Source organism: Streptomyces sp. SAI-135 (assembly GCF_029893805.1).
Classification (GTDB): Bacteria; Actinomycetota; Actinomycetes; order Streptomycetales; family Streptomycetaceae; genus Streptomyces.
Genome location: NZ_JARXYP010000002.1, coordinates 2,808,564 through 2,831,588 on the forward strand (window position 1 = coordinate 2,808,564; position 23,025 = coordinate 2,831,588).

Consider the following 23,025-nt stretch of genomic DNA (forward strand, 5'->3'; position numbering starts at 1 on the left):
TTCCAGGGCGACAACCGTCACCCTAGCCGCAGGGCCAGCATGGCGATGTCGTCGTCCCGGTCGTGGCCGAAGGTGTCCAGGAGGGTGTCGCACAGCGCGTCGAGTCCTGGCAGGGCTCCCGCGGAGGCCGCGCGCAGCTGTTCCAGGGAGGCCGTGAGGTCGGTGCCGCGGGTCTCGATGAGCCCGTCGGTGACCATGAGGAGCCGGTCGGTGGGTTCGAGGAGCACTTCGGTGGCCGGCGGGTGGGGCAGGCCGACCCCGAGCAGCGGGCCGGCCGCCTCGGCGAAGTGGGCGGTACCGGTGTCGCGGACGATCAGCGGCGGGATGTGCCCCGCGTTGGCGATCCGGGTGCGCCCGGTGTCGGGGTCGATCAGGGCCAGGCAGACGGTGGCCGTGGTGTCGGGGTGGTAGCGCCGAAGCGTCCGGTCGAGGCGCTCGGCGAGCACGGCAGGGTCGCTCTCGTCGACGGCGTAGGCGCGCAGCGCGTGCCGGAGCTCGACCATGACGGTCGCCGCGTCCAGGGAGTGCCCCACGACGTCGCCGACCGCGGTCAGCACGCCCTCGTCCACCCGCAGCGCGGCGTAGAAGTCGCCGCCGATCTCGGTCTGCCGGGAGGCGGGGACGTACCGGACCACGACGTCGATGCCCGGCAGGTCGGGCAGCCGGTGCGGCTGGGGCAGGAAGCTGTGCTGGAGGGTGAGGGCGACATGCCGCTCGACCTTGTACATGAGCAGCGGCTCGGCGGCCAGCGCGGTGGCCTGCGCGAGCTGGGCCAGCAGCGCCTCGCCCTCCAGGCCGACCCTGCGCATCCCGCGCGCGGGCGCGGCCAGGCACACCGGGGCCCGGCCGTCCTGGGTGACGACGAGCGCGAGGCGGGCGTCGTGCTCGACGCCGGGCCGGAAGTACCCGGCGGGCCACAGCGGCGCCGGCACGGTGGTCAGCTGCGCTCCGGCCTGCCCCCGGGTGAGCCGGCGCAGCAGTCCCGCGACGGCCCGGTCGGCGTCCTCGCCGGGCAGCGCCACGGGGACACGGTCGCGGGACAGACCGCGGTAGAGCTGGTCGTCCTGGTCGAGGACGAAGACCGCGGCGGGGGTCCCGGTGAGCCGTGAGACACCCTCGGCGGCCGCGTCGGACAGTTCCTGGAGGGTGCGGGCGGACTGGATGGTGACGATCGTCTCGGAGAGCAGGGTGAGCCGCCGTACGAGCGCCCGGTCGCCGGCCCGCAGTTGCGCGTTGCGTACGGCGGCCCGGACCACCGCCTCGATCTCCAGGGGCTCGGCGGGCACCTTCAGATAGGCCTCGACGCCCGCGTCCAGGCCCTGGCAGAAGTCGGCCGGGGGCGAGGCCGCGGCCGAGAAGTGCACGACGGGCATCCCGGCCGTGTGCGGGCGTTCCTTGAACAGCCGGCACAGGTCGAAGCCGCTCATGTCGGGCAGGCCCACGTCGATGAGCGCCACGTCCGGCAGGGTGCCCTTGAGCAGCCGGGTGTCGAGTTCGGCGAGGGCCTCGCCGCCGGTGGCGACCGGGACGACCCGGTGCCCCGCCCGGCTCAGCACGGTACCCACGGCGTACCGGCTGGCCTCCACGTCGTCCACGACCATGACGGTCGTGCCGGTCGGCTTGCCTTTCGCGCCCATCCGTCACCCCCTCGGGCAACACTGGTGGAGCAGACCGGGGTTCGGGGTCTGCTCCACCACGGTAATGCCTTCGGCTAGGGATGGCGGATGAAAACAGCCACGGTCCTGGCCGGGACGGCGAAGGTACCGGATTCCTTGTCGTAGGACGCCTCCTTGACGGTGGAGTCCGCCCCCGCCGCCTGCACGGGGTGCAGCCGGTAGGCGCTTCCGGCAAGGGCGGCGACCCGCTGGTCCTGTGCCTTCGGTGTCGCGTTGAAGACGACGACCAGGTCACCGAGTTCCATGGTGATCACTCCCGGCGTCTCGTCCTTCCCGGACAGCGGGAAGGACAGCCGCGACTGCACCTGGTCCGCGGTGCCGAGCGAGAAGGCCTTCTCCGTCGTACGGATCCGCAGCAGGTCCTGGTACGCGGCCGACGCCCCCTCGATCTGGGCGCAGCCGACCTTCACCGAGCCCAGCAGGGGCTTCGCGTACGGCCACTTGGAGGCGTTGTCGGCCGCCATGGGCAGTCCGCGGCCGAAGCCGTTGCCGTCCTGGCAGTTCCAGTGGATCGCGTTGAACCAGTCGCCGCTGTCGAAGGAGTTGCGGTCCAGGGACTTGGAGCGCAGCAGGTCGGTTCCGGCCTGGGAGAGCGCCGGGCCCTGCGAGAGGGCGGCCGTGGCCATGGCGAGGACCTGCATCCTGGCCCGGTCAAAGGCGCCGGTGCCGGCGGGCAGCTTGTAGGTCAGCGCGTCGAACAGCGACTCGTTGTCGTGCGCGTCGGCGTAGGCGAGGGCGTCGCCGGGCGCGTCGGCGTATCCGGCGGGCTGTCCGTTGTAGTCGACCTGGGCGCCGGTGACCTCCTTGCCGTCGGTGTCGGTGAAGCGGTACCGGGCGAGGTTGCCGGACAGACCCACCTTGATGAGGTCCTGGTAGTGCAGGAGCCGGGCCTTCTGTTCCTCCGGGGTGCCGTTGTTCTTGGAGGAGTTGGGGTCGGTGTACAGCCCGGAAGCGAAGCCCTGGACGCCGGGGTTCTCGTCGAAGGGGCCGCCGCCGCGCACGGCGTCACGGGCGCGGTCGGAGAAGGTGGCGATGCCGGTGCCGGCCATGTTCTTCTGGGTGGCCTGCACGAAGCGGGCGTCGTCGGCGACCTCGCCGAAGTTCCAGCCCTCGCCGTAGAGGATGATCTTCTTGCCGTCGACGCCGTCCTTCTTGAGGGTGAGGGTGTCGAGGGCCTTGCGGACGGCCAGGATGTTGGCCTTGGGGTGGTGGCCCATGAGGTCGAAGCGGAAGCCGTCGACCTTGTACTCCTTGGCCCAGGTGACGATCGAGTCGACGACCAGCTTGCCCATCATGGCGTTCTCGGTCGCGGTGTTGGCACAGCAGGTGCTGTTGGCGACCGAGCCGTCGGCGAGGAGTCGCTGGTAGTAGCCGGGGACGATCCGGTCGAGCACGCTCGTGGCGGCCTGTCCGCTCGCCGCGGTGTGGTTGTAGACGACGTCCATGACGACGCCGAGCCCGTCCTCGTTGAGGGACTTGACCATCCTCCGGAACTCGACCGTGCGGCCGGTGCCGTCCGGGTCGGTGGCGTAGGAGCCCTCGGGGACTGTGTAGTGGTACGGGTCGTAGCCCCAGTTGTAGGCGTCCTTGGCGGCGGCCTTCGCGACGCACTCCTGCTGCTGGTCGGAGTCGGCCGGGTAGGAGGCGAGGGCGCAGTCGGCGGTCGCCTGGTCGGCCTTCTTCTCCGGGATGGTCGCGATGTCGAACGCCGGCAGCAGGTGCACGTACGAGGTGCCCGCCTTCGCCAGCTCCCTCAGGTGCCGGGAGCCGTCGCTGTCCTTGTCGGTGAACGCGAGATACGTACCGGGGTGGCCCGCCGTCCTGTCGGCGACGGAGAAGTCCCGGATGTGCAGCTCCTGGATCTCGGCGTCCTTGAGGGGGACGGCCCTGGGCTTGGTGTACGACGTCCAGCCGCTCGGGGCGAGGGACCTGTCGTCGAGGTCGACCACGAGGCTGCGCTCGGAGTCGGCGGTGAGGGCGACCGAGTAGGGGTCGGTGACCTTGTTGGTGACGACCTTCCGGACGCTGGGCGCCCAGACCTTCACGACGTACCGGTACTCCTTGCCCTTCCAGGACCTCGGCCCGGTGACGGACCAGACGCCGGTCCTCGCGTCGCGCTTCATCCGCACCGTGGAGCCGTCGAGTTCCAGGGCGACGCTCTGCGCGGTCGGCGCCCACACCGACAGCGTGGGACGGCCGCTCCTGTCGAACGTCGGCCCGAGGTCGGCCTTGGTCGCGCTCGCGTACAGGTCGTCGAGGACGCCGGCGATCTGAACGCCGGTCGCCGCGAGGACGGCGCCGTTCGCGGCCCGCTGGGAGGCGACGACCTGGCCGCCGAGGGCCTCGCGGACCCGGTCGCGGTCACGGGCGTCGACGGTCCAGGCGGTGTACGCCTTCAGGTGCGGGAACTTCTCCTTCTGGGCGTCGGTGAGGCTGGTCCTGCTCAGCCGCAGCCAGCGCTCGTCGTCGCTGGTCAGCGCGGAGTCCTTGACCGCGATCGAGCCGTCGCGGCTGTAGAGGAGCTGGGTGGAGGCGGCGGCGTCGGAGCCGTTCCAGGCGACCGTGTTCCGGTCGATCCAGACCGCCTTGGACGTGGTCAGGTCGAGGGCGGCCGCGGAGCCCGCGGGCTGCGGGAGCAGGTACTTCTCCTGGCCGTTCAGCAGCCACACCTCGTGGCCGTTCGCCGTGAGGTCCAGGGACTGGTCGGTGGGCAGGTCCTTCTCGTCACCCTTGTGGATGATGTAACTGAGGCTGGTGGCACCGTCGGTGAGCGGCACCTCGAAAACCGCGCCGTAGGCGTCGGTCCGCACCGGCTGCAACGGCTTCGACCAGTCGGTGGGGTTCGCGGCGCCCGTCCAGACGTGCAGGCCCCAGCCGTCGTAGTTCCCGTCGGCGCGGTGGTAGTGGACGACGGCCTTGGTCCTGTCCTGCGCCGGGTAGTCCGGCCGCTCGGTGCGGACGTCCGCCTTGCCCTGCTCGATCCAGATCTCACCGGTCTTGGTGACGTCGATCGTGCGGTCGGTGGAGACGTCCTTGTTCCCGTCCTTGTCGATGACGAGGAAGCCGACGTTCGAGGCGCCGGGCTTCAGCTTGACGTAGGCGAAGGCGCCGTAGGCGTCCCGGCCGGCGAAGGGGTGGCTCGCGGGCCAGGTGGTGGACTCGCCGTCGGCGAGGTCGCCCCACGCGTACAGGCCCCAGTTGTCGTAGTCGCCGTCGGTGCGCTTGTAGTGGACGACGGCGTAGTCGCGGGAGGAGGCGGTGGGGGTCTCCTCGGCGGGCGGGGTGCCGGTCTCCGACGAGGCGGTCGCGGCAGCCGTGCGGCCGGCCGAGTCGACCACAACTGCCTTGTAGCGCAGGGCGGTTCCGGCCTTCACGTCCTTTCCGATGGTCTGCGTGACCTTGTACGGGGCGTGGTCCGCCGAACCCAGCGTCCGCCACTTGCCGTTGCCCACCTGCGCCGCGAAGACGACGCGGTTGAGCTGTCCGCCGTCCACGTCGGCGGTGAGCTCGACGGTGCCGGTGGCGCCAGCGGCCGGGGCCCTGAGGGTGAGGGCCGGCTTCGTGGCGGGACCGGCGAGTCTGCCGGCCGCCTTGAGGACGATCGCGGAACCGGCGGGGACGGTGACGGTGATCTTCCTGTCGGCGTCGGAGGTCGCTTTCGCGGACGTCCCGTAGATGCCGGAGAACCGCATGTCCGGCGAACCGGTCGCGAACGTCGCCGATTTGGCCTCGCCTGCGTTGTTGAAGGCGACGACGTACTCCTGGCCGGTCCTCGCGTCGGTGCGGGAGAAGGCGTAGATCCCGGCCCCGTCGGCCGCGTACCGCTCCTCCTGGACGCCGTCGGTCAGCGCCGGGTTGGCCTTGCGGAGCTTGGCGAGTGCGGCGATCTGCCGGTACAGCGGCGCGCTCGGGTCGTACGCGTCGCTCGCGTGGGTGCGGTCGGTGCCGATCTCGTCGTCGTCGAGGTAGTCGGCGGTCTTCGAGGCGAACATCGTCTGGCGGGCGTCCTTGTCGCCGCCCGCGCCGGTGAAGCCCTGCTCGTCGCCGTAGTAGACGACGGGGTTGCCGCGGCTGAGGAACATCAGCTCGTTGGCGAGCTTGTCCTTGGCGAGCAGTTCGGCGTCGGTGGCCTTCGGGTTGTCCTGGTTCAGGAAGTACCCGATGCGGCCCATGTCGTGGTTGCCGAGGAAGGTGACCTGCTCGTACGCGTTGGCCTTGTCGGTCGTGTACTTGTAGTCGTCGCCGAAGACGGAGGCGAGCTTCCGCGCGCTGCCGCCCTGGGAGGCGTACTGCCGTGCCGCCTCCTGGAAGGGGAAGTCCAGCGTGGCGTCGAGACGGCCCTGGGTGACGTACGGCGAAGTGATCGAGGTGTCGGCGGAGTAGACCTCGCCGAACATGAAGAAGTTCTTCCGGCCCTGCTCGGCCGCGTAGGCGTCGAGGGCGGTGGCCCACTGGGTCCAGAACTCCATGTTGACGTGCTTCACGGTGTCGATCCGGAAGCCGTCGATGTCGAAGTCGCGGACCCAGCGCTGGTAGATCCTCTCCATGCCCTTCACGACCTCGGGACGCTCGGTCCACAGGTCGTCGAGGCCGGAGAAGTCGCCGTAGGTGGTGGACTCGCCGGCGTAGGTGGAGTCGCCGCGGTTGTGGTACATCGTCGGGTCGTTGAGCCAGGCGGGGACCTTGGCGTCCGTGCCGGTGACCGTCGGGGTGCGCGGGAAGGAGTCGGCGTCGACCGCCGGGAACTTCCGGTCCCCGGACGCGTAGTCCGCGTCGTCGAAGGGCTCGCCGTCCTTCGTCAGGTACGGGAAGGCACCCTTGGAGAGGTAGTCGTAGGACTTCTCCTCGTAGTCGACGACGTCGGCCGTGTGGTTGGTGATGACGTCGAAGAAGACCTTCATGCCCTTGGCGTGCGCCTTGGAGATCAGGGTCTCCAGGTCCTTGTTGGTGCCGAAGTGCGGGTCGACCTGGGTGAAGTCGGTGATCCAGTAACCGTGGTAGCCGGCCGAGGCGTTGGCCCCCGTCCCCTGGACGGGCCGGTTCTTGAAGATCGGGGCCATCCAGATGGAGGTGGTGCCGAGGCCCTTGATGTAGTCGAGCCTCTTCGTGAGGCCCTTGAGGTCGCCGCCCTGGTAGAACCCCTTGTCGGTGGGGTCGTACCCGGTGCTCAGCCGTGAACCGGTGAGCCCGCCCCGGTCGTTGCCCGTGTCACCGTTGGCGAAACGGTCCGGCAGGACGAAGTAGAACTGCTCACGGGTGTCGTCGTGCCGGGCCGGTTCCGCAGCGAGCTTCGTGTCGGAGGGCGGTGGCGGAGGGGTGTCCGCCCGGGCGGACAGCGGCTGGACGAGCGCTGCGGCCAGCGCGGTCACGGTGACCGCGGCGACCCGTCCGGCCTGGGTGGTACGGCGCCTGGGCGGCACCGGCCATCTCGGTATCACGGATGGACTCCTTGCGATTGCGGCTCTACGTGGGTCCGACCCCGCGTGACCGTATCGCCGCCGTAAGGATTACAGCAAGAGTCCTGAAACAGCTGGCAAGAACTTTCAGTGCCGGGGTGTTCAGCAGCTCGACTTGCCGGCGTAGATGGCGAGCGCCGTGTTGGCGCCGAGGGTGGCGGTGAACTGGCCGCTGGAGTTAATGGTCACCGTCGTGTTGTTCTGCACGTTGCAGTACGTCCCGGCGGGCAGCGAGGTCTGGTAGGTACGACTCAGGCCGCTCGACTCGTGGTTGATGGCGACGTATCCCTTGGCGCCCCGCCCGAAGGCGATCGCGTCGCCGCCGTTGTCCCACCAGTTGGTGACCGACTCCCCGCGGACGGCGTTGCGGAAGGCGACCATGCGCAGGATCTCCGGCCAGGCGTGCTGGCACTTCCAGCCGTTCTGCCAACACGCGCCCACCGAGCCGTTGCTGGGCGGCCCCGCGTCCGTGTCGGACCACTCGTAGCCGGAGTTGATGTCCGGGGCGCCGTACGGGTAGGCGAGCATGAACACGTTGGCCAGGGTGTAGTTGGCGCCGTCCTTGTAGCTGAGGGTGGAGCCGTTGCGCTCGGTGTCGTGGTTGTCGACGAAGACACCGGCGACCGAGCTGCTCATGTAACCCCAGCCCTCGCCGTAGTTCTTCAGGTAGGCGAGGTTCTCGTTGTTGAAGACCCGCTTGAGGTCGTAGGCGTAGCGGAACTCCTGGACGTCCCCGTTGCCGGTGTACTCGGTGGGCTGGACGGCCTCCCCGCTGCCGTAGATGACCTCCTGCTTCCAGTACACCGACGGGTTGGTCAGCCGGGACTTGATGTTGGCGAGGTCGGCGGTGTCGATGTGCTTGGCCCCGTCGATGCGGAAGCCGTCGACGCCGAGGGTGAGCAGGTCGTTCAGGTACCCGGCGATCGCCCCGCGGACGTACGACTCACCGGTGTCGAGGTCGGCCAGGCCGACCAGCTCGCAGTGCTGGACGTTCCAGCGGTCGGCGTAGTTGCTCACCTGGCTGGTGCAGTCGTCGAAGTCGTACGACGAGTAGAGCCCGGGGTAGTTGTACTTCGTGTACGACGACCCGCCGGTGCCGGTGCCGCTGCCCGCGGACATGTGGTTGACGACGGCGTCGACGACGACCTTCACACCGGCCGCGTGGCAGGTGTTCACCATGTTCTGGAAGGCCGTACGGTCACCCAGCCGGCCCGCGATCTTGTAGCTGACGGGCTGGTACGAGGTCCACCACTGCGAGCCCTGGATGTGCTCGGCGGGCGGGGAGACCTGGACGTAGCCGTATCCGGCGGGGCCGAGGGTGTTGGTGCACTCCTTGGCGACGGAGGCGAAGTTCCATTCGAAGAGGACTGCGGTGACGTCCTTGGTGCCCGGCGGGGAGGCCTGCGCGGCGGTGGGGGTCAGGACGGCGACCGTGGCGGCGAGCACGGTCGCCGCGGCGGTGACGGTGGCTCTTGCGGACCTTCTCGGTATCACGTGGGGGTTCTCCTTACGCGACGGCCGGGCTTCTTTGCCCGGCGCCGGCGAGAACGTACCGCTGTTGAAATGTTTACAGCAAGAGTCGAGAAAGTAACGGCAAGAACTTTCACACTTGGCTGGCGGGCCTGCCGGGGAGGTCGCCGCGGCTGCCCCCGCAGGAGTAGACGATCTCCACCGACCCGCCGGGCAGGGCCCGTTGGCTCTCGAAGGTGAGGCCGGCCTCGGGGCTGAGCGCCGGGGTGAGCTGCATGCCGCCGCCGAACAGCATGGGCAGGACGACCAGTTCGAGGCGGTCGAGCGCGCCGAGGGCGTGGAAGGTGGCGATGGTCCGCGGACCGCCGATGAGATGGACGTCGCCGCCCCGGTTGGCGGCGCGGATGCGCTCCAGCAGCCGGGCCGGGTCGCTGTCGGTGGTGACGTGGTCGGGGGTGTTCTCCGGGCGGTGCGAGGCGAGGACGAACACGTCGAGGGCGGGCCAGGGCCAGCGATTGTTGGTGAGGGCGGGCTCGAAGGTCGTACGGCCCATGAGGGCGGCCTCGCAGTCGGCCAGGAACTCGCGGATGCCGTGGCTCTGGCCGGAGACGAACGCGGGGTCGGCGGTGTGCGCGGGCCAGCCGTTCGGGGTGGTCACGTAGCCGTCGGCACTCGTGCTCATCCGGGCGCGGATCTTCATGGTCTCTCCTCGGTACCGGGGGCGCTGTTCGCCCCTTCACCCAAGCGTCGAACGCGGGCTCCGCCGATCGACACGCCGGAGAAAAGAATCACCGGGCCCGCTCGGGGCCCGGTGATTCACGCTGCGGGTGCTCAGGCGGTCGTCCACCACACGGTCGTGTCGGCCGGCACCTTGGCGTCCCCGTCGACCTCGGCGACCTCCCCGCTGGCGAGCAGCAGACGGCCGTACGCCGGGGTCGTCACCGACTCGCCGGTGGTGTTCGCGACGCAGACGAACTCGCCGCGCCGGAAGGCCAGGACGCCCTCGGGTGCCCGCAGCCACTCGACCGCGTCACCGGCGCCCAGGTCGGGCTGGGCCCGGCGGACGGCGAGGGCCGAGCGGTACAGCTCCAGGGTGGAGCCCGGGTCGCCGGTCTGCGCCTCCACGCTCAGCTCGGCCCACTCCGACGGCTGGGGCAGCCAGCTGCCGCCCGTGCCGAAGCCGTACGACGATCCCTCGCGCGTCCAGGGGATCGGCACCCGGCAGCCGTCGCGGAAGCCGTCCTGGCCCGCGCCGCGGAAGTACGCCGGGTCCTGGCGGTCCTCGTCGGCGAGGTCGACGACGTCGGGCAGGCCGAGCTCCTCGCCCTGGTAGATGTACGCCGATCCGGGCAGCGCCAGCATGAGCAGCGTGGCGGCGCGGGCGCGGCGCAGCCCGAGCTCCCGGTCCCCCGCCGTGCGGATCTGGGTGCCCAGACCGGGCGGGTTGGCGAAGCGGGTGGCGTGGCGGGTGACGTCGTGGTTGGAGAGCACCCAGGTGGCCGGGGCGCCGACCGGGCGCATGGCCTCCAGGGTGCGGTCGATGACCCCGCGCAGCTCCCCGGCGTCCCACGCGGTGGCGAGGTACTGGAAGTTGAACGCCTGGTGCAGCTCGTCGGGGCGGACGTAGTTCGCGGTGCGCTCGACGGTCGGGGTCCAGGCCTCGGCCACGAAGATGCGCTCGCCGGAGTACTCGTCGAGGATCAGACGCCACTGGCGGTAGATCTCGTGGACGCCGTCCTGGTCGAAGAACGGCATGACATCGTTGCCCAGAAGCTTCACCTGGTCGTGGGATCCAAGGTCGGGAAGCCCCTCCGCCTTCACCAGGCCGTGGGCCACGTCGATGCGGAAGCCGTCCACGCCCATGTCCAGCCAGAAGCGCAGGATCGAGCGGAACTCGTCGCCGACGGCCGGGTGGTCCCAGTTGAAGTCGGGCTGCTCGGGAGCGAAGAGGTGCAGGTACCACTCGCCGTCCGCGACACGGGTCCAGGCGGGGCCGCCGAAGATGGACTCCCAGTCGTTGGGCGGGAGTTCGCCGTTCTCGCCCTTGCCGGGGCGGAAGTGGTAGCGGTCCCGCAGGGGCGATCCGGGGCCCTCGGCGACCGCGCGCTTGAACCACTCGTGCTGGTCGGAGGAGTGGTTGGGCACCAGGTCGACGATGACCCTGAGCCCGAGCCCGCGGGCGTCGCGGATCAGTGCGTCGGCGTCCAGGAGGTTGCCGAACATGGGGTCCACGGCCCGGTAGTCGGCGACGTCGTAGCCGGCGTCGGCCTGCGGGGAGGCGTAGAAGGGGCTGAGCCACACGGCGTCCACGCCGAGGTCGCGCAGGTACGGCAGTCGGGTGCGGATGCCTTCCAGGTCGCCCATGCCGTCGCCGTTGCTGTCGGCGAAGCTGCGCGGATAGACCTGGTAGATCACCGCGTCCCGCCACCAGTCGCTGCGCTTGGCTTCGGCGGAGTGGGGGGCCGGGGCGAGGGCGGAGTGCTGCTGGCTCATGGCGTCCTTGGTACGTAACGGGTTCATCAGGTCAAAGGTATGAGGGTGACGAGGCGGCCGCAGTGACAGCGGGGTCGGATGGACACTGCGGCCGCCTCGGGTCTTTCAAGGGGCGCGGGGAACTGCGCGACAAGCCACGACGGCGCCGCAGCCGGACAACGGGCGCGCTACCCCTTCGTGCCGCCCGCCGTCAGGCCGGTCACCAGGTTCTTCTGCACGAGGTAGAAGAACGCCGACACCGGTATCGCGATCAGCACCGCCGTCGCGGCCATCAGGTTCCGCTGGGCGTCGTGCTCACTCACGAAGCTCTGGAGCCCGACCGCGAAGGTGTACTTGGTGTCGGACAGCATGAACGTCGAGGCGAAGGCGACCTCGCCGAAGGCGGTGAGGAAGCTGTAGAACGCGGCGACCGCGAGACCGGGCTTGGCGAGCGGCAGGATCAGCCGCGCGAAGGTGCCGAAGGGGGTCAGCCCGTCGACGCGTCCGGCCTCGTCGATCTCGAACGGGATGGTGTCGAAGTACCCCTTGAGCAGCCAGGCGCAGTACGGCACCGCCGTCGTGCAGTACACCAGGATGAGCCCGAGGTAGCTGTCGATGAGCTTCAGGTCCGAGAGCATCTGGTACATCGGCACCATGAGGACGGCCACCGGGAACATCTGGGTGACCAGGAGGACCCACATGAACTTGCGGTAGCCCGGGAAGCGCATCCGGGAGACGGCGTACCCGGTGGTCGCGGCGATCAGCACCCCGATCACCGTGGTGCCCAGCGAGACGATCAGCGAGCTCTTGAGCCAGCTGAAGAACTCGGTGTGCTGAAGGACGAACGAGTAGTTGTCGAACGTCATCTTCTTCCAGATGCCACCCGGGTGGAGGTAGTCGTCCTTGTCCGGGCCCAGGGACAGGAAGACCAGCCAGGAGATCGGGAAGAGCGCGATGAGGCTCGCGACGATCAGGATGCCGTGCGAGGCGAGGGAGCCGGCGAGGCTCTGCTCACCGCGGCGGCGGATCCGGCGGGGCGCCTCGGCGGAGCCGGCCTCGGGCACCGCGGTGGAGGTCTCGACTGTGGTCGTACTCATGGGAGCTCCTGCCTCAGATCGCGAGCTGCTGGTCATTGCGGTTCAGCCAGCGGCGGTAGAAGGAGGTGAAGACGATCAGGATGGCCAGCAGCAGGATGCCGTAGGCCGCCGACTGCGCGAAGTCACGCGGCTGCTGTCCGAAGCCCAGGTAGTAGGCCCAGGTGACGAGGATCTGCGCGTCCGGCGCGGTGGTGCCGAACAGCAGGAAGATCACGGCGAACTGGTTGAAGGTCCAGATGATGCCGAGCAGTACGACGGTGGAGCTGACGCTTCTGAGTCCCGGCAGGGTGACGTACCGGAAGCGCTGCCAGGCGCTCGCGCCGTCCATCTCGGCGGCCTCGTACAGCGAGGCGTCGATGGACTGGAGTCCGCCGAGCAGCGAGACCATCATGAACGGCACTCCGCACCAGGTGTTGACCATGATCGCGGCGAACCGCTGCCAGAAGGTGTCCTCCAGCCAGGACGGGCTCGGCAGATGCAGGGCGTCGAGGGCGCTGTTGATGATGCCGCCGTCGGCGAGCATGAAGCGCCAGCCGAAGACGGTGACGAAGGTCGGTACCGCCCAGGGCAGCACCAGGATCAGCCGGTAGAGGGTGCGCCCGCGCAGCTTCTGGTTGAGCAGCAGCGCGAGGCCCAGGCCGATGCAGTAGTGCAGGGCGACGCACAGGGCCGTCCAGACGATCGTCCAGATGAAGTGCGACCAGAAGCGGTCGTAGGCCGTGTCGCCCCACAGGATGTCGGCGTAGTTGTCCAGGCCGATGAACTTGTAGGTGGCGTCGATGTGGTTGACGCCGATCGTGCGGGCCGTGTTGAGGCTGTTGGCATCGGTGAGGGTGAGGTAGACGCCGTAGACCAGGGGGTAGAGCACGAGGACGCCGAGGACGATCGCCACCGGGGTGATCATCGCGTAGGCGTACCAGTGCTTTTGGTAGCTGTGCTTCAGGCGTTGGCCCAGCCCGGGCCGCGGCGCGCGGTCACCGTGGCGTTTGCCGGTGGCGCGGTCGATGGCGACTGTCATGTTCGACACCTTCTGGAAGTTCTGCGGCTCTGAGAAGTGGCTGGGCGAAGCGGCCCGCCGTTGTGGCCGGGCGCAGGCCGGTGGCCGCCGGATCCCTCCCCCACTGACCGGGGGATCCGGCGGCCACTCGGACTCACTTGCTGAAGTCCGGCACCAGCTTGGCGATGGCGGTCTCCGCGTTGCTCAGCCCCTTGTCCAGGGACTCCTTGCCGCCGGCGACCTTGGGCAGCTCGGTGTCCAGCGGGCCCCACAGGGAGCTGTACTCGGGCAGGGCCGGGCGCGGCTGGGCGGCGGCGAGGACCGTGCCGTAGCCGGCGATGCCCGGGTCGGCCTTGACCTGGTCGGTGTAGGCGTCGTCGCGGGTGGGCAGCGTGGAGTTCTTCAGCGCGATGGCCGACTGGGACTTCGCGGAGGTCATGAAGTTGACGAACTTCAGCGCGGCCTTCTGGTGGGCGGCGTCCGAGCCGGCGTAGACCGAGAGGTTGTGGCCGCCGGTCGGGGCGCCCGCCTTGCCGGTGGAACCGGCCGGGACGGTGGCGATGCCGAGGTTGTTCTTGTCGGCGAACGCGGAGCCCTTGTAGAAGTTCGTGATCTCCCAGGGGCCCTGGATGATCGCGGCGACCTTGCCGTTGACGAACGCGTCCTGGATGTGGGCGTAGGCGTCGGCGGTGGTGTCGGCCTTGTGCAGGCCCTTGCCGGAGAAGAGGCTCAGCCAGGTGCCGTAGCCCTTCTTCGCGGCGGCCGAGTTCACGGTGATCTTCTTGGCGGAGGCGTCGACGGTGTCGGTGCCCTCGCCGTAGAGGAAGGTCTGGGCGTAGTAGGCCTGGGTGGAGCCCCAGTAGCCGTCGACGCCGGTCTTGTCCTTGATGGTGGCGGCGGCCTTCTTCAGGTCGTCCCAGGTCTTGGGGGCCTCGACGCCGGCCTTCGCGAAGAGCTGCTTGTTGTAGACCAGGGCGAGGGTGTCGGTGACCAGCGGCACGCCGTAGGTCTTGCCGTCGTACTTGGCCTGCTCGATCAGGTTGGACTTGAACTTGGCCTGGTCGGCGAGGGCCTCGGTGCCGTCGAGGGGCAGGAAGTAGCCCTTCTTGGCGAAGGCGGGGGTCCAGCCGACCTCCGAGCGCAGCACGTCGGGGGCGCCGGAGGCACCGGCGGCGGTGTCGAACTTGTTCTGCGCCTGGTCGAACTGGACGTTGACGTACTTGACCTTGATGTTCTTGTTGGCGGCCTCGAAGTCCTTGATCAGGGCCTTGTACGTCGGCGCCTCATTGGTGGCGTTGGAGGTGTCCCACCAGGTGATGGTGACCGGACCGTCGGCCTTGTCGCCGCTGTCACTTCCGCCGCAGGCCGTCGCCGCGAGGGCGAAAGACGCCACCAGCGCGGTGGCCGCTATGCCACGCCGCATGAGTTCTCCTTGAGGGTGAAAAGCCCGTGTGTGCAGGGTGTCGGCCCCGTCTGCCGTCCCTGCCTGCCGACTGCGCCGTTGCGGCCGCCGGGCGAGTGGGAACGTAACAGCGATGCAAGGCTTGCGAAAGACCTTGCAGAAAAAAAGTGCAAGAGACTGCGGAAGTTACCCCGCCGTGATCCCTCGTCGACCGTCACGAGACCCTTGTTTTACGGGGCTGAGCGGGATGACTACGGGTTGTGCAAGACTCTGCAAGCTCTTGCCATCCCCCTCCCGTACGGGAATCATCCCCTTGCGGGACAAGGGGCGCCGACCAGAACAGAGGGACCGCGATGACCATACGGCCGGTACAGTCCGGTGGCGTGACCACACGGCTAGCCGACATCGCTGTTCAGGCGGGGGTGAGCGAAGCGACCGTCAGCCGCGTCCTCAACGGGAAGCCGGGTGTCGCCGCCACCACCCGCCAGTCCGTGCTGGCCGCGCTCGACGTGCTGGGCTACGAGCGCCCGGTGCGGCTGCGGCAGCGCAGCGAGGGCCTGGTGGGCCTGATCACCCCGGAGCTGGAGAACCCGATATTCCCGGCCCTGGCCCAGGTGATCGGCCAGGCGCTGACCCGGCAGGGCTACACCCCGGTCCTCGCCACCCAGACCCCGGGCGGCTCCACGGAGGACGAGCTGACGGAGATGCTCGTCGACCGGGGCGTGGCGGGCATCATCTTCGTCTCCGGACTGCACGCGGACACCTCGGCGGACATGCAGCGCTACGAGCAGCTGCGGGCGCAGGGCGTGCCGTTCGTGCTCGTGGACGGCTTCTCGCCGAAGGTGCAGGCGCCGTTCATCTCCCCCGACGACCGTGCGGCGATGTCGCTGGCGGTGACGCATCTGGTGTCGCTGGGGCACACACGGATCGGCCTCGCGCTCGGACCGAAGCGCTTCGTGCCGGTCCAGCGCAAGATCGAGGGCTTCGTGCGCACCATGCAGGACCAGCTCGGACTGGCCGCGGCGACCGTCGAGGCGGACCTCGTCCAGCACTCGCTGTACACCCTGGAGGGCGGTCAGGCGGCGGCGACGGCCCTGATCGACCGGGACTGCACGGCGGTGGTGTGCGCGAGCGACATGATGGCGCTGGGCGCGATACGGGCGGCCCGGCAGCGGGGCCTCGAGGTGCCGCGGGACGTGTCGGTCGTGGGCTTCGACGACTCCCCGTTGATCGCCTTCACCGACCCGCCGCTGACGACGGTCCGCAAGCCGGTGCCGGCCATGGGGCAGGCGGCGGTGCGGACCCTGCTGGAGGAGATCGGCGGAACGCCCGCGCCGCACAGCGAGTTCGTGTTCATGCCGGAGCTGGTGGTGCGGGGTTCGACGGCCTCGGCCCCTGGGGAACGCGGTCGTCCGTAAGGCGGAGGAACCGGGCCCGATCCAGTGCGCCGGCAGGAGAAAAGGACAGTCTTCCCGTCGTAGGACATGCGACTCGAACCCGACCAGAGGATGATCGGTGGGGTAAGGCTTCTCTGGCAGACTTTGTGTCTATGGGTGACTCGACCGCGACCAGTCTGGAAGACCGCGAGAACGCGGCCGCTCCGGACTCCCGCACGGTCCCGGACCGGCCGGGTCCCCTGCACCGACTGCGCGCTCCCCGGCGACCTCGCCTGTGGTTCGAGATCCTGCTGATCGCGGTGAGTTACTGGACGTACTCGCAGATCCGCAACGCGGTGCCGGAGCAGAAGGCCGAGGCGCTGCGCAACGCCGACTGGATCTGGCGGATGGAGCACCACCTCGGCATCGCGGTCGAGGAGTCCGTCAACCACGCGGTCAACTCGGCGACTTGGCTCGTCGTCGGGATGAACTACTACTACGCGACACTGCACTTCCTCGTGACACTGAGCGTCCTGGTCTGGCTCTACCGCAGCCACCCGGGCCGCTACGCGGCAACGCGTCTGGTGCTCTTCGCGACGACGGGCGTGGCACTGGTCGGTTACTACCTGTATCCGCTCGCGCCCCCGCGGCTGATGAACGGCGACGACTTCGTCGACACGGTCATGGTCCACCAGACCTGGGGCTCGATGGCCTCCGGCGACCTGAAGCACATGTCCAACCAGTACGCCGCGATGCCGTCCATGCACGTCGGCTGGTCCCTGTGGTGCGGCCTGACGATCTTCGCGCTGGCGTCGGTGCCGTGGGTGCGCGTCCTGGGCCTGCTCTACCCGGCGGCGACGCTCGTGGTCATCGTGGCCACGGCCAACCACTTCTGGCTCGACGCGGTCGGCGGCGTGCTGTGCCTGCTGTTCGGCTTCGCGGTGGCACGGCTGTGGTACGGGGCGCTGCCGTACGCCTTGCCGAGGGTGCCGTACACGCCGCCGAAGGCCGCCGCGCCGGACGAGCACGCCCCGCTGCACACCGGGGTCCAGCCGGACCGGGGCCGTCGGTCGCCCGCCCCACCCGCGTAGCACGGCGCCTCCGTCTCACCCCGGGGTCCCTCGCGCCCTGGGGGTGGCTCAGCCCTACCCCCCGTAGAACAGCTCCTCCACCACGCCCCTGGCCCGCCGGGCCGTACGCCGGTAGTCGTCCAGCATGTCCCCCGCGTGCCCCGGCCCGTATCCCAGGTACCGGCCCACGGCGGCAAGTTCGCGCGCCTCGGTGGGGAAGGTGTCCCCGGCCCGCCCCCGCACCAGCATCACCGCGTTGCGCACCCGGGTCGCCAGCACCCACGCCTCGTCGAGGACCTGGGCGTCGTCCGCGGAGACGAAACCGGCGTCCCGGGCGGCGACGAGGGCCGCGCGGGTACGGGTCGTGCGCAGCCCCGGCACCTGCGCCCCGTGCCGCATCTGGAGGAGCTGGACCGTCCACTCGACGTCCGAGAGGCCGCCGGGCCCGAGCTTGGTGTGCAGTTTCGGGTCGGCGCCGCGCGGCATCCGCTCGGACTCCATGCGCGCCTTCAGCCGCCGGATCTCGCGTACGGCGTCGTCCCCGAGGCCGGCCGCCGGGTACCGCAGCGGGTCGACGAGCTCGATGAAGCGACGGCCCAGCTCCTCGTCCCCGGCGACCGGTTCGGCCCGCAGCAGCGCCTGTGCCTCCCAGACGAGCGACCAGCGGCGGTAGTAGGCCGCGTACGACGTCAGCGTGCGCACCAGCGGCCCGGACTTGCCCTCCGGGCGCAGGTCGGCGTCGATGAGCAGCGGCGGGTCGGCGCTCGGGATCTGGAGCAGGCGGCGCATCTCGGAGACGACCTTGCCCGCGGCCTGGGAGGCCTCGCGCTCCTCGACGCCCTCGCGCGGTTCGTGCACGAACAGAACGTCCGCGTCGGAGCCGTAGCCGAGTTCGTGACCGCCGAAGCGGCCCATGCCGATGACCGCGAACCGGGTCGGCAGGGTGTCGCCCCAGCCCTCCCGGACGACCGCGCGCAGGGTGCCGGCGAGGGTCGCGGCGGTCAGGTCGGACACGGCGGCGCCGACGCGGTCCACCAGGGCGCCCTGGTCCGGTTCGGCGGGCTGGGTCTCGGTGCCGTAGGAGCCGACGATGTCCGCGGCGGCCGTACGGAAGAGTTCGCGGCGGCGGACGCCACGGGCCGCCGTGACGCCCTGGACGGCGCCCTCGGCGCGGCCGACCGCGGCGAGTATCTCCTGTTCGAGACCGGCACGCCCGCGCGGGGCGAGCCCGCCGCCGTCGCCGTCCCCGAGGAGGGCGACGGCTTCGGGGGCGCGCATCAGCAGGTCCGGAGCGAGGCGCCCGGCGGACAGGACCCGGGCGAGGTTCTCGGCGGCCGCACCCTCGTCCCGCAGGAGGCGCAGGTACCAGGGGGTCTTGCCCAACGCGTCCGACACCTTGCGGAAGTTGAGCAGTCCGGCGTCCGGGTCGGCGGACTCGGCGAACCAACCCAGCAGGACGGGCAGGAGAGTTCGCTGGATGGCGGCCTTGCGGGTGACGCCGGAGGCGAGGGCCTCCAGGTGCCGCAGCGCGGAGGCCGGGTCGGCGTACCCGAGCGCGACCAGCCGCTCCCGGGCCGCTCCGGCGCTCAACCTGATGTCTCCGGGCCCGAGTTGGGCCACCGCGTCCAGCAGCGGCCGGTAGAACAGCTTCTCGTGCAGTCGTCGTACGACGGAGGCGTGCCGCTTCCACTCGCGGCTCAGCTCGGTCACCGGGTCGGCGCGCAGGCCCAGGGAGCGGCCCAGGCGCCGCAGGTCGGCCTCGTCCTCGGGCACGAGGTGGGTGCGGCGCAGCCGGTAGAGCTGGATGCGGTGCTCCATGGAGCGCAGGAAGCGGTAGGCGGCGTCGAGCTGGGCGGCGTCGGCCCGGCCGACGTAACCGCCGGCGGCGAGGGCCTGGAGGGCGTCGAGGGTGGTGCCGCTGCGCAGCGAGCCGTCCTCCCGGCCGTGCACCAACTGCAGGAGCTGTACGGCGAACTCGACGTCCCTGAGGCCGCCGGGGCCGAGCTTGAGCTGCCGGTCGAGCTCGGCGACGGGGATGTTCTCCACGACACGGCGGCGCATCTTCTGCACGTCGGCGACGAAGTTCTCGCGCTCGGCGGCCTTCCAGACGAGGGGTTCGAGGGCCGCGACGTACTCCTCGCCGAGCTCCGGGTCGCCGGCGACCGGGCGGGCTTTCAGGAGGGCCTGGAACTCCCAGGTCTTGGCCCAGCGCTGGTAGTAGGCGAGGTGGGAGGAGAGGGTGCGCACGAGCGGCCCGTTGCGTCCCTCGGGCCGCAGATTGGCGTCTACGGGCCAGATGGAGCCCTCGACGGTCGTCTCCGAGCACACCCGCATCATGTGCGAGGCCAGCTTGGTGGCGGCGCGCAGGGCCTTGCCCTCGTCGGCCCCGTCGACGGCCTCCCCGACGAAGATGACGTCGACGTCGGACACGTAATTCAGCTCGTGGCCACCGCACTTGCCCATCGCGATCACCGCGAGCCGGCACAGCGCCGCGTCCTCGGGGGCGGCGGCCCGCGCCATGGCGAGCGCGGCGCGCAGGGTCGCGGTGGCGAGGTCGGCGAGCTCGGCGGCGGTCTCGGCCAGGTCGATGGTGCCGCACACGTCACGGGCGGCGATGGACAGCAGACAGCGCCGGTAGGCGACGCGCAGGGAGACGGGGTCGGTGGCCTCGGCGAGCCCGCGCTCGAACTCCTCGACGCCGGGATGCAGGTCGCGGGGCTCGTAGGTGACGAGGGTGTGCCAGTCTCCGGGGTGCCGGGCGAGGTGCTCGGCGAGCGCGGCGGACGCGCCGAGCACCCCGAGCAGCCGGTCGCGGAACGGCTTCGCCGCTATCAGCGTGTCGAGCAGCTCCCGGTCGGGCTGCGCCTCCAGCAGCCGCACGAGACCGAGCAGCGCGAGATCGGGGTCGGCGGTCGCGCCGAGCGCCTCCAGGAGCACCGGGTCATTGCGTACGGCGCTCAGCTCCGCGCTGTCCAGGAGCCGCTCGGCGGCCGACGGATCGGTGAAACCGTGCCGCAGCAGCCGCGAGAAGGTACTGCTCCTGCGCCCCGGCGCCGACGTCATCCCGGCCTCCTGTCCGATCAAGGTCGTATCGATCGAGCCTAACCGGAGAGGCGGGGAGAAGCGCCTGGGCGCCGGTGGGCGGATTCCGGGCGTATCCGTCCGCATCCGGAGCACGCCTTCGGCAGACTGGGGGTGTCGAGCCGGACCGCCGCGGTGGACCGGGTGTTTCCCGAGCCGGAGGCTGTGTGATGACCGAGAAGGAACCCGAGACCCACCTCGACCCCCGCTACAGCGACCCCGACGCCACGGCGCACTCCTGGGTGGACGCGGAGTCGCTTCTGGCCTCCGCCGAACTGTTCTGGATCTCGACGGTACGGCCGGACGGGCGCCCGCACGTCACGCCGCTGCCGGCGGTGTGGGCGCACGGGGCGCTGCACTTCTGCACCGGCCCCGAGGAGCGCAAGGCGAAGAACCTCGCGCACAACCCGCACGTGACGCTGACGACCGGCACCAACATCTGGGACAAGGGCTACGACCTGGTGGTGGAGGGCGAGGCGGTGCGGGTCTCCGACGACACGAGGCTGCGCGAGCTGGCCGCCGCGTGGGAGGCCAAGTACGGGGACTTCTGGCGCTTCGAGGTGCGGGACGGCTACTTCCACCACGGGCCGGGACACGCCGTCGTCTATGCGGTGGCGCCGCGCACGGTTTTCGGCTTCGGTAAGGGACAGCCGTTCAGCCAGACGCGGTGGCGCTTCTGAGAACGGCCCCTCTGTACTGACGTCGACAAGGGAGTCACGCCATGGACATGAGCCTCGAAGTGATCCTGCTGCCGGTCACGGACGTGGACCGCGCGAAGGAGTTCTACCGCGACAAGGTCGGTTTCCACGTGGATCTGGACGGCGAGGTCATGGAGGGCGTCCGCATCTGCCAGCTGACCCCGCCCGGCTCGGGGTGTTCGATCGCCCTGGTGGACGGCCTCCAGGTGCCCACGGGAACCCCGCAGCCGGGGACGTACCACGGGATGCAGCTGTGCGTCACGGACGCGAAGGCGGCCTACGAGGAGCTCACCTCCCGTGGCCTCGACGTGAGCGAGCCGGTCCAGTTCGCCCCGCAGGACGGCGCCACGTTCATGTACTTCAAGGACCCGGACGGCAACGGCTGGGCGATCCAGGAGTACCGGCGCCGGGAGACGGAGCCCTTGCACAAGGTCCTCGCGGACCAGGCGGGGCAGCAGGGGTAGCGGCAGGTCGGCTGCTGGCCGCCGGGTTGTCGGCCTCCGCCGGTGGTGCACTGGGTGTCGACCGGCTGGATCTTGGCGTCGGCCAGACCCGCGCCGCTTGCGACACATGGATCCGGGCCGACGGCAGCGTGCCGTCGGCCCGGATGTCCGCCCGACCGGGCGAAGGACCCGCGGTCCCCGCCTACAGCACCGGCAGGTTCTTCCGCAGCTCGAACGCGGTCACCTCGGACCGGTACTCCTCCCACTCCTGCCGCTTGTTGCGCAGGAAGAAGTCGAAGACGTGTTCGCCGAGGGTCTCGGCGACCAGGTCGCTGCGTTCCATCAGGGTGAGGGCCTCGCCCAGGTTCTGGGGCAGGGGCTCGATGCCCATGGCGCGGCGCTCGGAGTTGGAGAGGGCCCAGACGTCGTCCTCGGCGCCCGGAGGGAGCTCGTAGCCCTCCTCGATGCCCTTGAGGCCGGCGGCCAGGAGGAGGGCGTAGGCGAGGTAGGGGTTGGCGCCGGAGTCCAGGGAGCGGACCTCGATGCGGGCCGAGCCGGTCTTGCCGGGCTTGTACATCGGGACCCGGACCAGGGCAGAGCGGTTGTTGTGGCCCCAGCAGATGTAGGAGGGGGCCTCGCCGCCGGCGCCGGCGGTGCGCTCGGTGCCGCCCCAGATGCGCTTGTAGGAGTTGACCCACTGGTTGGTGACCGCGGAGATCTCCGCCGCGTGCTTGAGCAGGCCCGCGATGAAGGAGCGGCCGACCTTGGAGAGCTGGTACTCCGAGCCGGACTCGTAGAACGCGTTCCGGTCGCCCTCGAAGAGCGAGAGGTGGGTGTGCATGCCCGAGCCGGGGTGCTCCGAGAACGGCTTCGGCATGAACGTCGCCTGGACGCCCTGCTCCAGCGCCACCTGCTTCATGACCAGGCGGAACGTCATGATGTTGTCGGCCGTGGAGAGCGCGTCGGCGTAGCGCAGGTCGATCTCCTGCTGGCCGGGGGCGCCCTCGTGGTGGGAGAACTCGACCGAGATGCCCATCGACTCCAGCATGGTGATCGCCTGGCGGCGGAAGTCCATGCCGATGTTCTGCGGGGTGTGGTCGAAGTAGCCGGAGTTGTCGGCCGGGGTCGGGCGCGAGCCGTCCAGCGGGCGGTCCTTCAGCAGGAAGAACTCGATCTCCGGGTGGGTGTAGAAGGTGAAGCCCAGGTCGGAGGTGCGGGCCAGGGCGCGCTTCAGCACATACCTGGGGTCCGCGAAGGACGGGGAGCCGTCCGGCATGAGGATGTCGCAGAACATCCGGGCCGTGCCGGGGGCCTCGGCGCGCCAGGGCAGGACCTGGAAGGTGGACGGGTCCGGCTTGGCGATCATGTCGGACTCGTACACGCGAGCGAATCCCTCGATCGCGGAGCCGTCGAAGCCGATGCCCTCGTCGAAGGCCTGTTCCAGTTCCGCCGGGGCCACCGCCACGGACTTGAGGAAGCCCAGTACGTCCGTGAACCACAGGCGTACGAACCGGATGTCGCGCTCCTCCAAGGTCCGGAGCACGAACTCCTGCTGCTTGTCCATCTTCCGCTTCCCCATCCTTGCTGGTCAGGCCGCCTGTCTCCGTGTCCCGCAGGAGGCGGTCGAGCACCTGAGCATCACACCACAACAGCATTTCGTGCGCGTTGCCGACCTTGATCGCCTCGGCGACCCGGGGGTGAACGCCTCACGTCCGGCGGATGTACTGCTCTGCCGCCCATCTTGCCTGCTCGGACTGACATACGTAATGCCCGGCCCTCCCCGTCTC

Annotated in this window: 14 protein-coding genes; 4 read left to right on the plus strand and 10 right to left on the minus strand. The window is 70.0% G+C overall.

Annotation, left to right across the window (positions count from 1 at the left end):
- Window positions 1-17: 17 nt before the first annotated feature.
- From M2163_RS17225 to M2163_RS17260, 8 genes are all read right to left on the minus strand, one after another.
- On the minus strand, window positions 18-1,637 hold the full coding sequence (locus tag M2163_RS17225) for a fused response regulator/phosphatase (RefSeq protein ID WP_280894373.1): 1,620 nt from the start codon (window positions 1,635-1,637) through the stop codon (window positions 18-20).
- 74 nt (window positions 1,638-1,711) lie between these two features.
- Window positions 1,712-7,114, minus strand: a complete 5,403-nt coding sequence (gene pulA, locus M2163_RS17230) for a pullulanase-type alpha-1,6-glucosidase (protein WP_280894374.1) — start codon at window positions 7,112-7,114, stop codon at window positions 1,712-1,714.
- Between the two features lie 120 nt (window positions 7,115-7,234).
- A complete protein-coding gene (locus tag M2163_RS17235) occupies window positions 7,235-8,626 on the minus strand; it encodes an alpha-amylase family protein (RefSeq protein WP_280894375.1) in 1,392 nt (463 codons plus the stop codon).
- Window positions 8,627-8,735: 109 nt separating this feature from the next.
- Complete coding sequence (locus M2163_RS17240; RefSeq protein WP_280851896.1) at window positions 8,736-9,302, minus strand: dihydrofolate reductase family protein; 567 nt, start codon at window positions 9,300-9,302, stop codon at window positions 8,736-8,738.
- A gap of 131 nt (window positions 9,303-9,433) precedes the next feature.
- Window positions 9,434-11,095, minus strand: a complete 1,662-nt coding sequence (locus M2163_RS17245) for a glycoside hydrolase family 13 protein (protein ID WP_280854218.1) — start codon at window positions 11,093-11,095, stop codon at window positions 9,434-9,436.
- Window positions 11,096-11,262: 167 nt separating this feature from the next.
- On the minus strand, window positions 11,263-12,171 hold the full coding sequence (locus M2163_RS17250) for an ABC transporter permease subunit (protein ID WP_280894376.1): 909 nt from the start codon (window positions 12,169-12,171) through the stop codon (window positions 11,263-11,265).
- Window positions 12,172-12,184: 13 nt separating this feature from the next.
- Window positions 12,185-13,189, minus strand: coding sequence for a sugar ABC transporter permease (locus M2163_RS17255; protein WP_280851894.1), 1,005 nt, complete (start codon window positions 13,187-13,189; stop codon window positions 12,185-12,187).
- 133 nt (window positions 13,190-13,322) lie between these two features.
- On the minus strand, window positions 13,323-14,591 hold the full coding sequence (locus M2163_RS17260; RefSeq protein WP_280851893.1) for an extracellular solute-binding protein: 1,269 nt from the start codon (window positions 14,589-14,591) through the stop codon (window positions 13,323-13,325).
- Window positions 14,592-14,953: 362 nt separating this feature from the next.
- Between M2163_RS17260 and M2163_RS17265 the strand changes: the two genes are divergently transcribed.
- Window positions 14,954-15,988 carry a LacI family DNA-binding transcriptional regulator gene (locus tag M2163_RS17265; protein ID WP_280851892.1) on the plus strand — a complete coding sequence of 345 codons (1,035 nt, stop codon included), beginning with the start codon at window positions 14,954-14,956 and terminating at the stop codon, window positions 15,986-15,988.
- A 131-nt stretch (window positions 15,989-16,119) separates the two neighbouring features.
- Window positions 16,120-17,037, plus strand: coding sequence for a phosphatase PAP2 family protein (locus tag M2163_RS17270; protein ID WP_280894377.1), 918 nt, complete (start codon window positions 16,120-16,122; stop codon window positions 17,035-17,037).
- Between the two features lie 54 nt (window positions 17,038-17,091).
- Here M2163_RS17270 and M2163_RS17275 read toward each other — a convergent pair whose 3' ends face one another.
- Window positions 17,092-20,079, minus strand: a complete 2,988-nt coding sequence (locus M2163_RS17275) for a bifunctional [glutamine synthetase] adenylyltransferase/[glutamine synthetase]-adenylyl-L-tyrosine phosphorylase (protein WP_280851890.1) — start codon at window positions 20,077-20,079, stop codon at window positions 17,092-17,094.
- Between the two features lie 188 nt (window positions 20,080-20,267).
- Between M2163_RS17275 and M2163_RS17280 the strand changes: the two genes are divergently transcribed.
- Window positions 20,268-20,777, plus strand: coding sequence for a pyridoxamine 5'-phosphate oxidase family protein (locus tag M2163_RS17280; protein WP_280894378.1), 510 nt, complete (start codon window positions 20,268-20,270; stop codon window positions 20,775-20,777).
- A 41-nt stretch (window positions 20,778-20,818) separates the two neighbouring features.
- A complete protein-coding gene (locus M2163_RS17285) occupies window positions 20,819-21,259 on the plus strand; it encodes a VOC family protein (RefSeq protein ID WP_280851888.1) in 441 nt (146 codons plus the stop codon).
- Window positions 21,260-21,440: 181 nt separating this feature from the next.
- Here M2163_RS17285 and glnA read toward each other — a convergent pair whose 3' ends face one another.
- On the minus strand, window positions 21,441-22,802 hold the full coding sequence (glnA, locus tag M2163_RS17290; protein WP_028807424.1) for a type I glutamate--ammonia ligase: 1,362 nt from the start codon (window positions 22,800-22,802) through the stop codon (window positions 21,441-21,443).
- Between the last annotated feature and the right edge of the window lie 223 nt (window positions 22,803-23,025).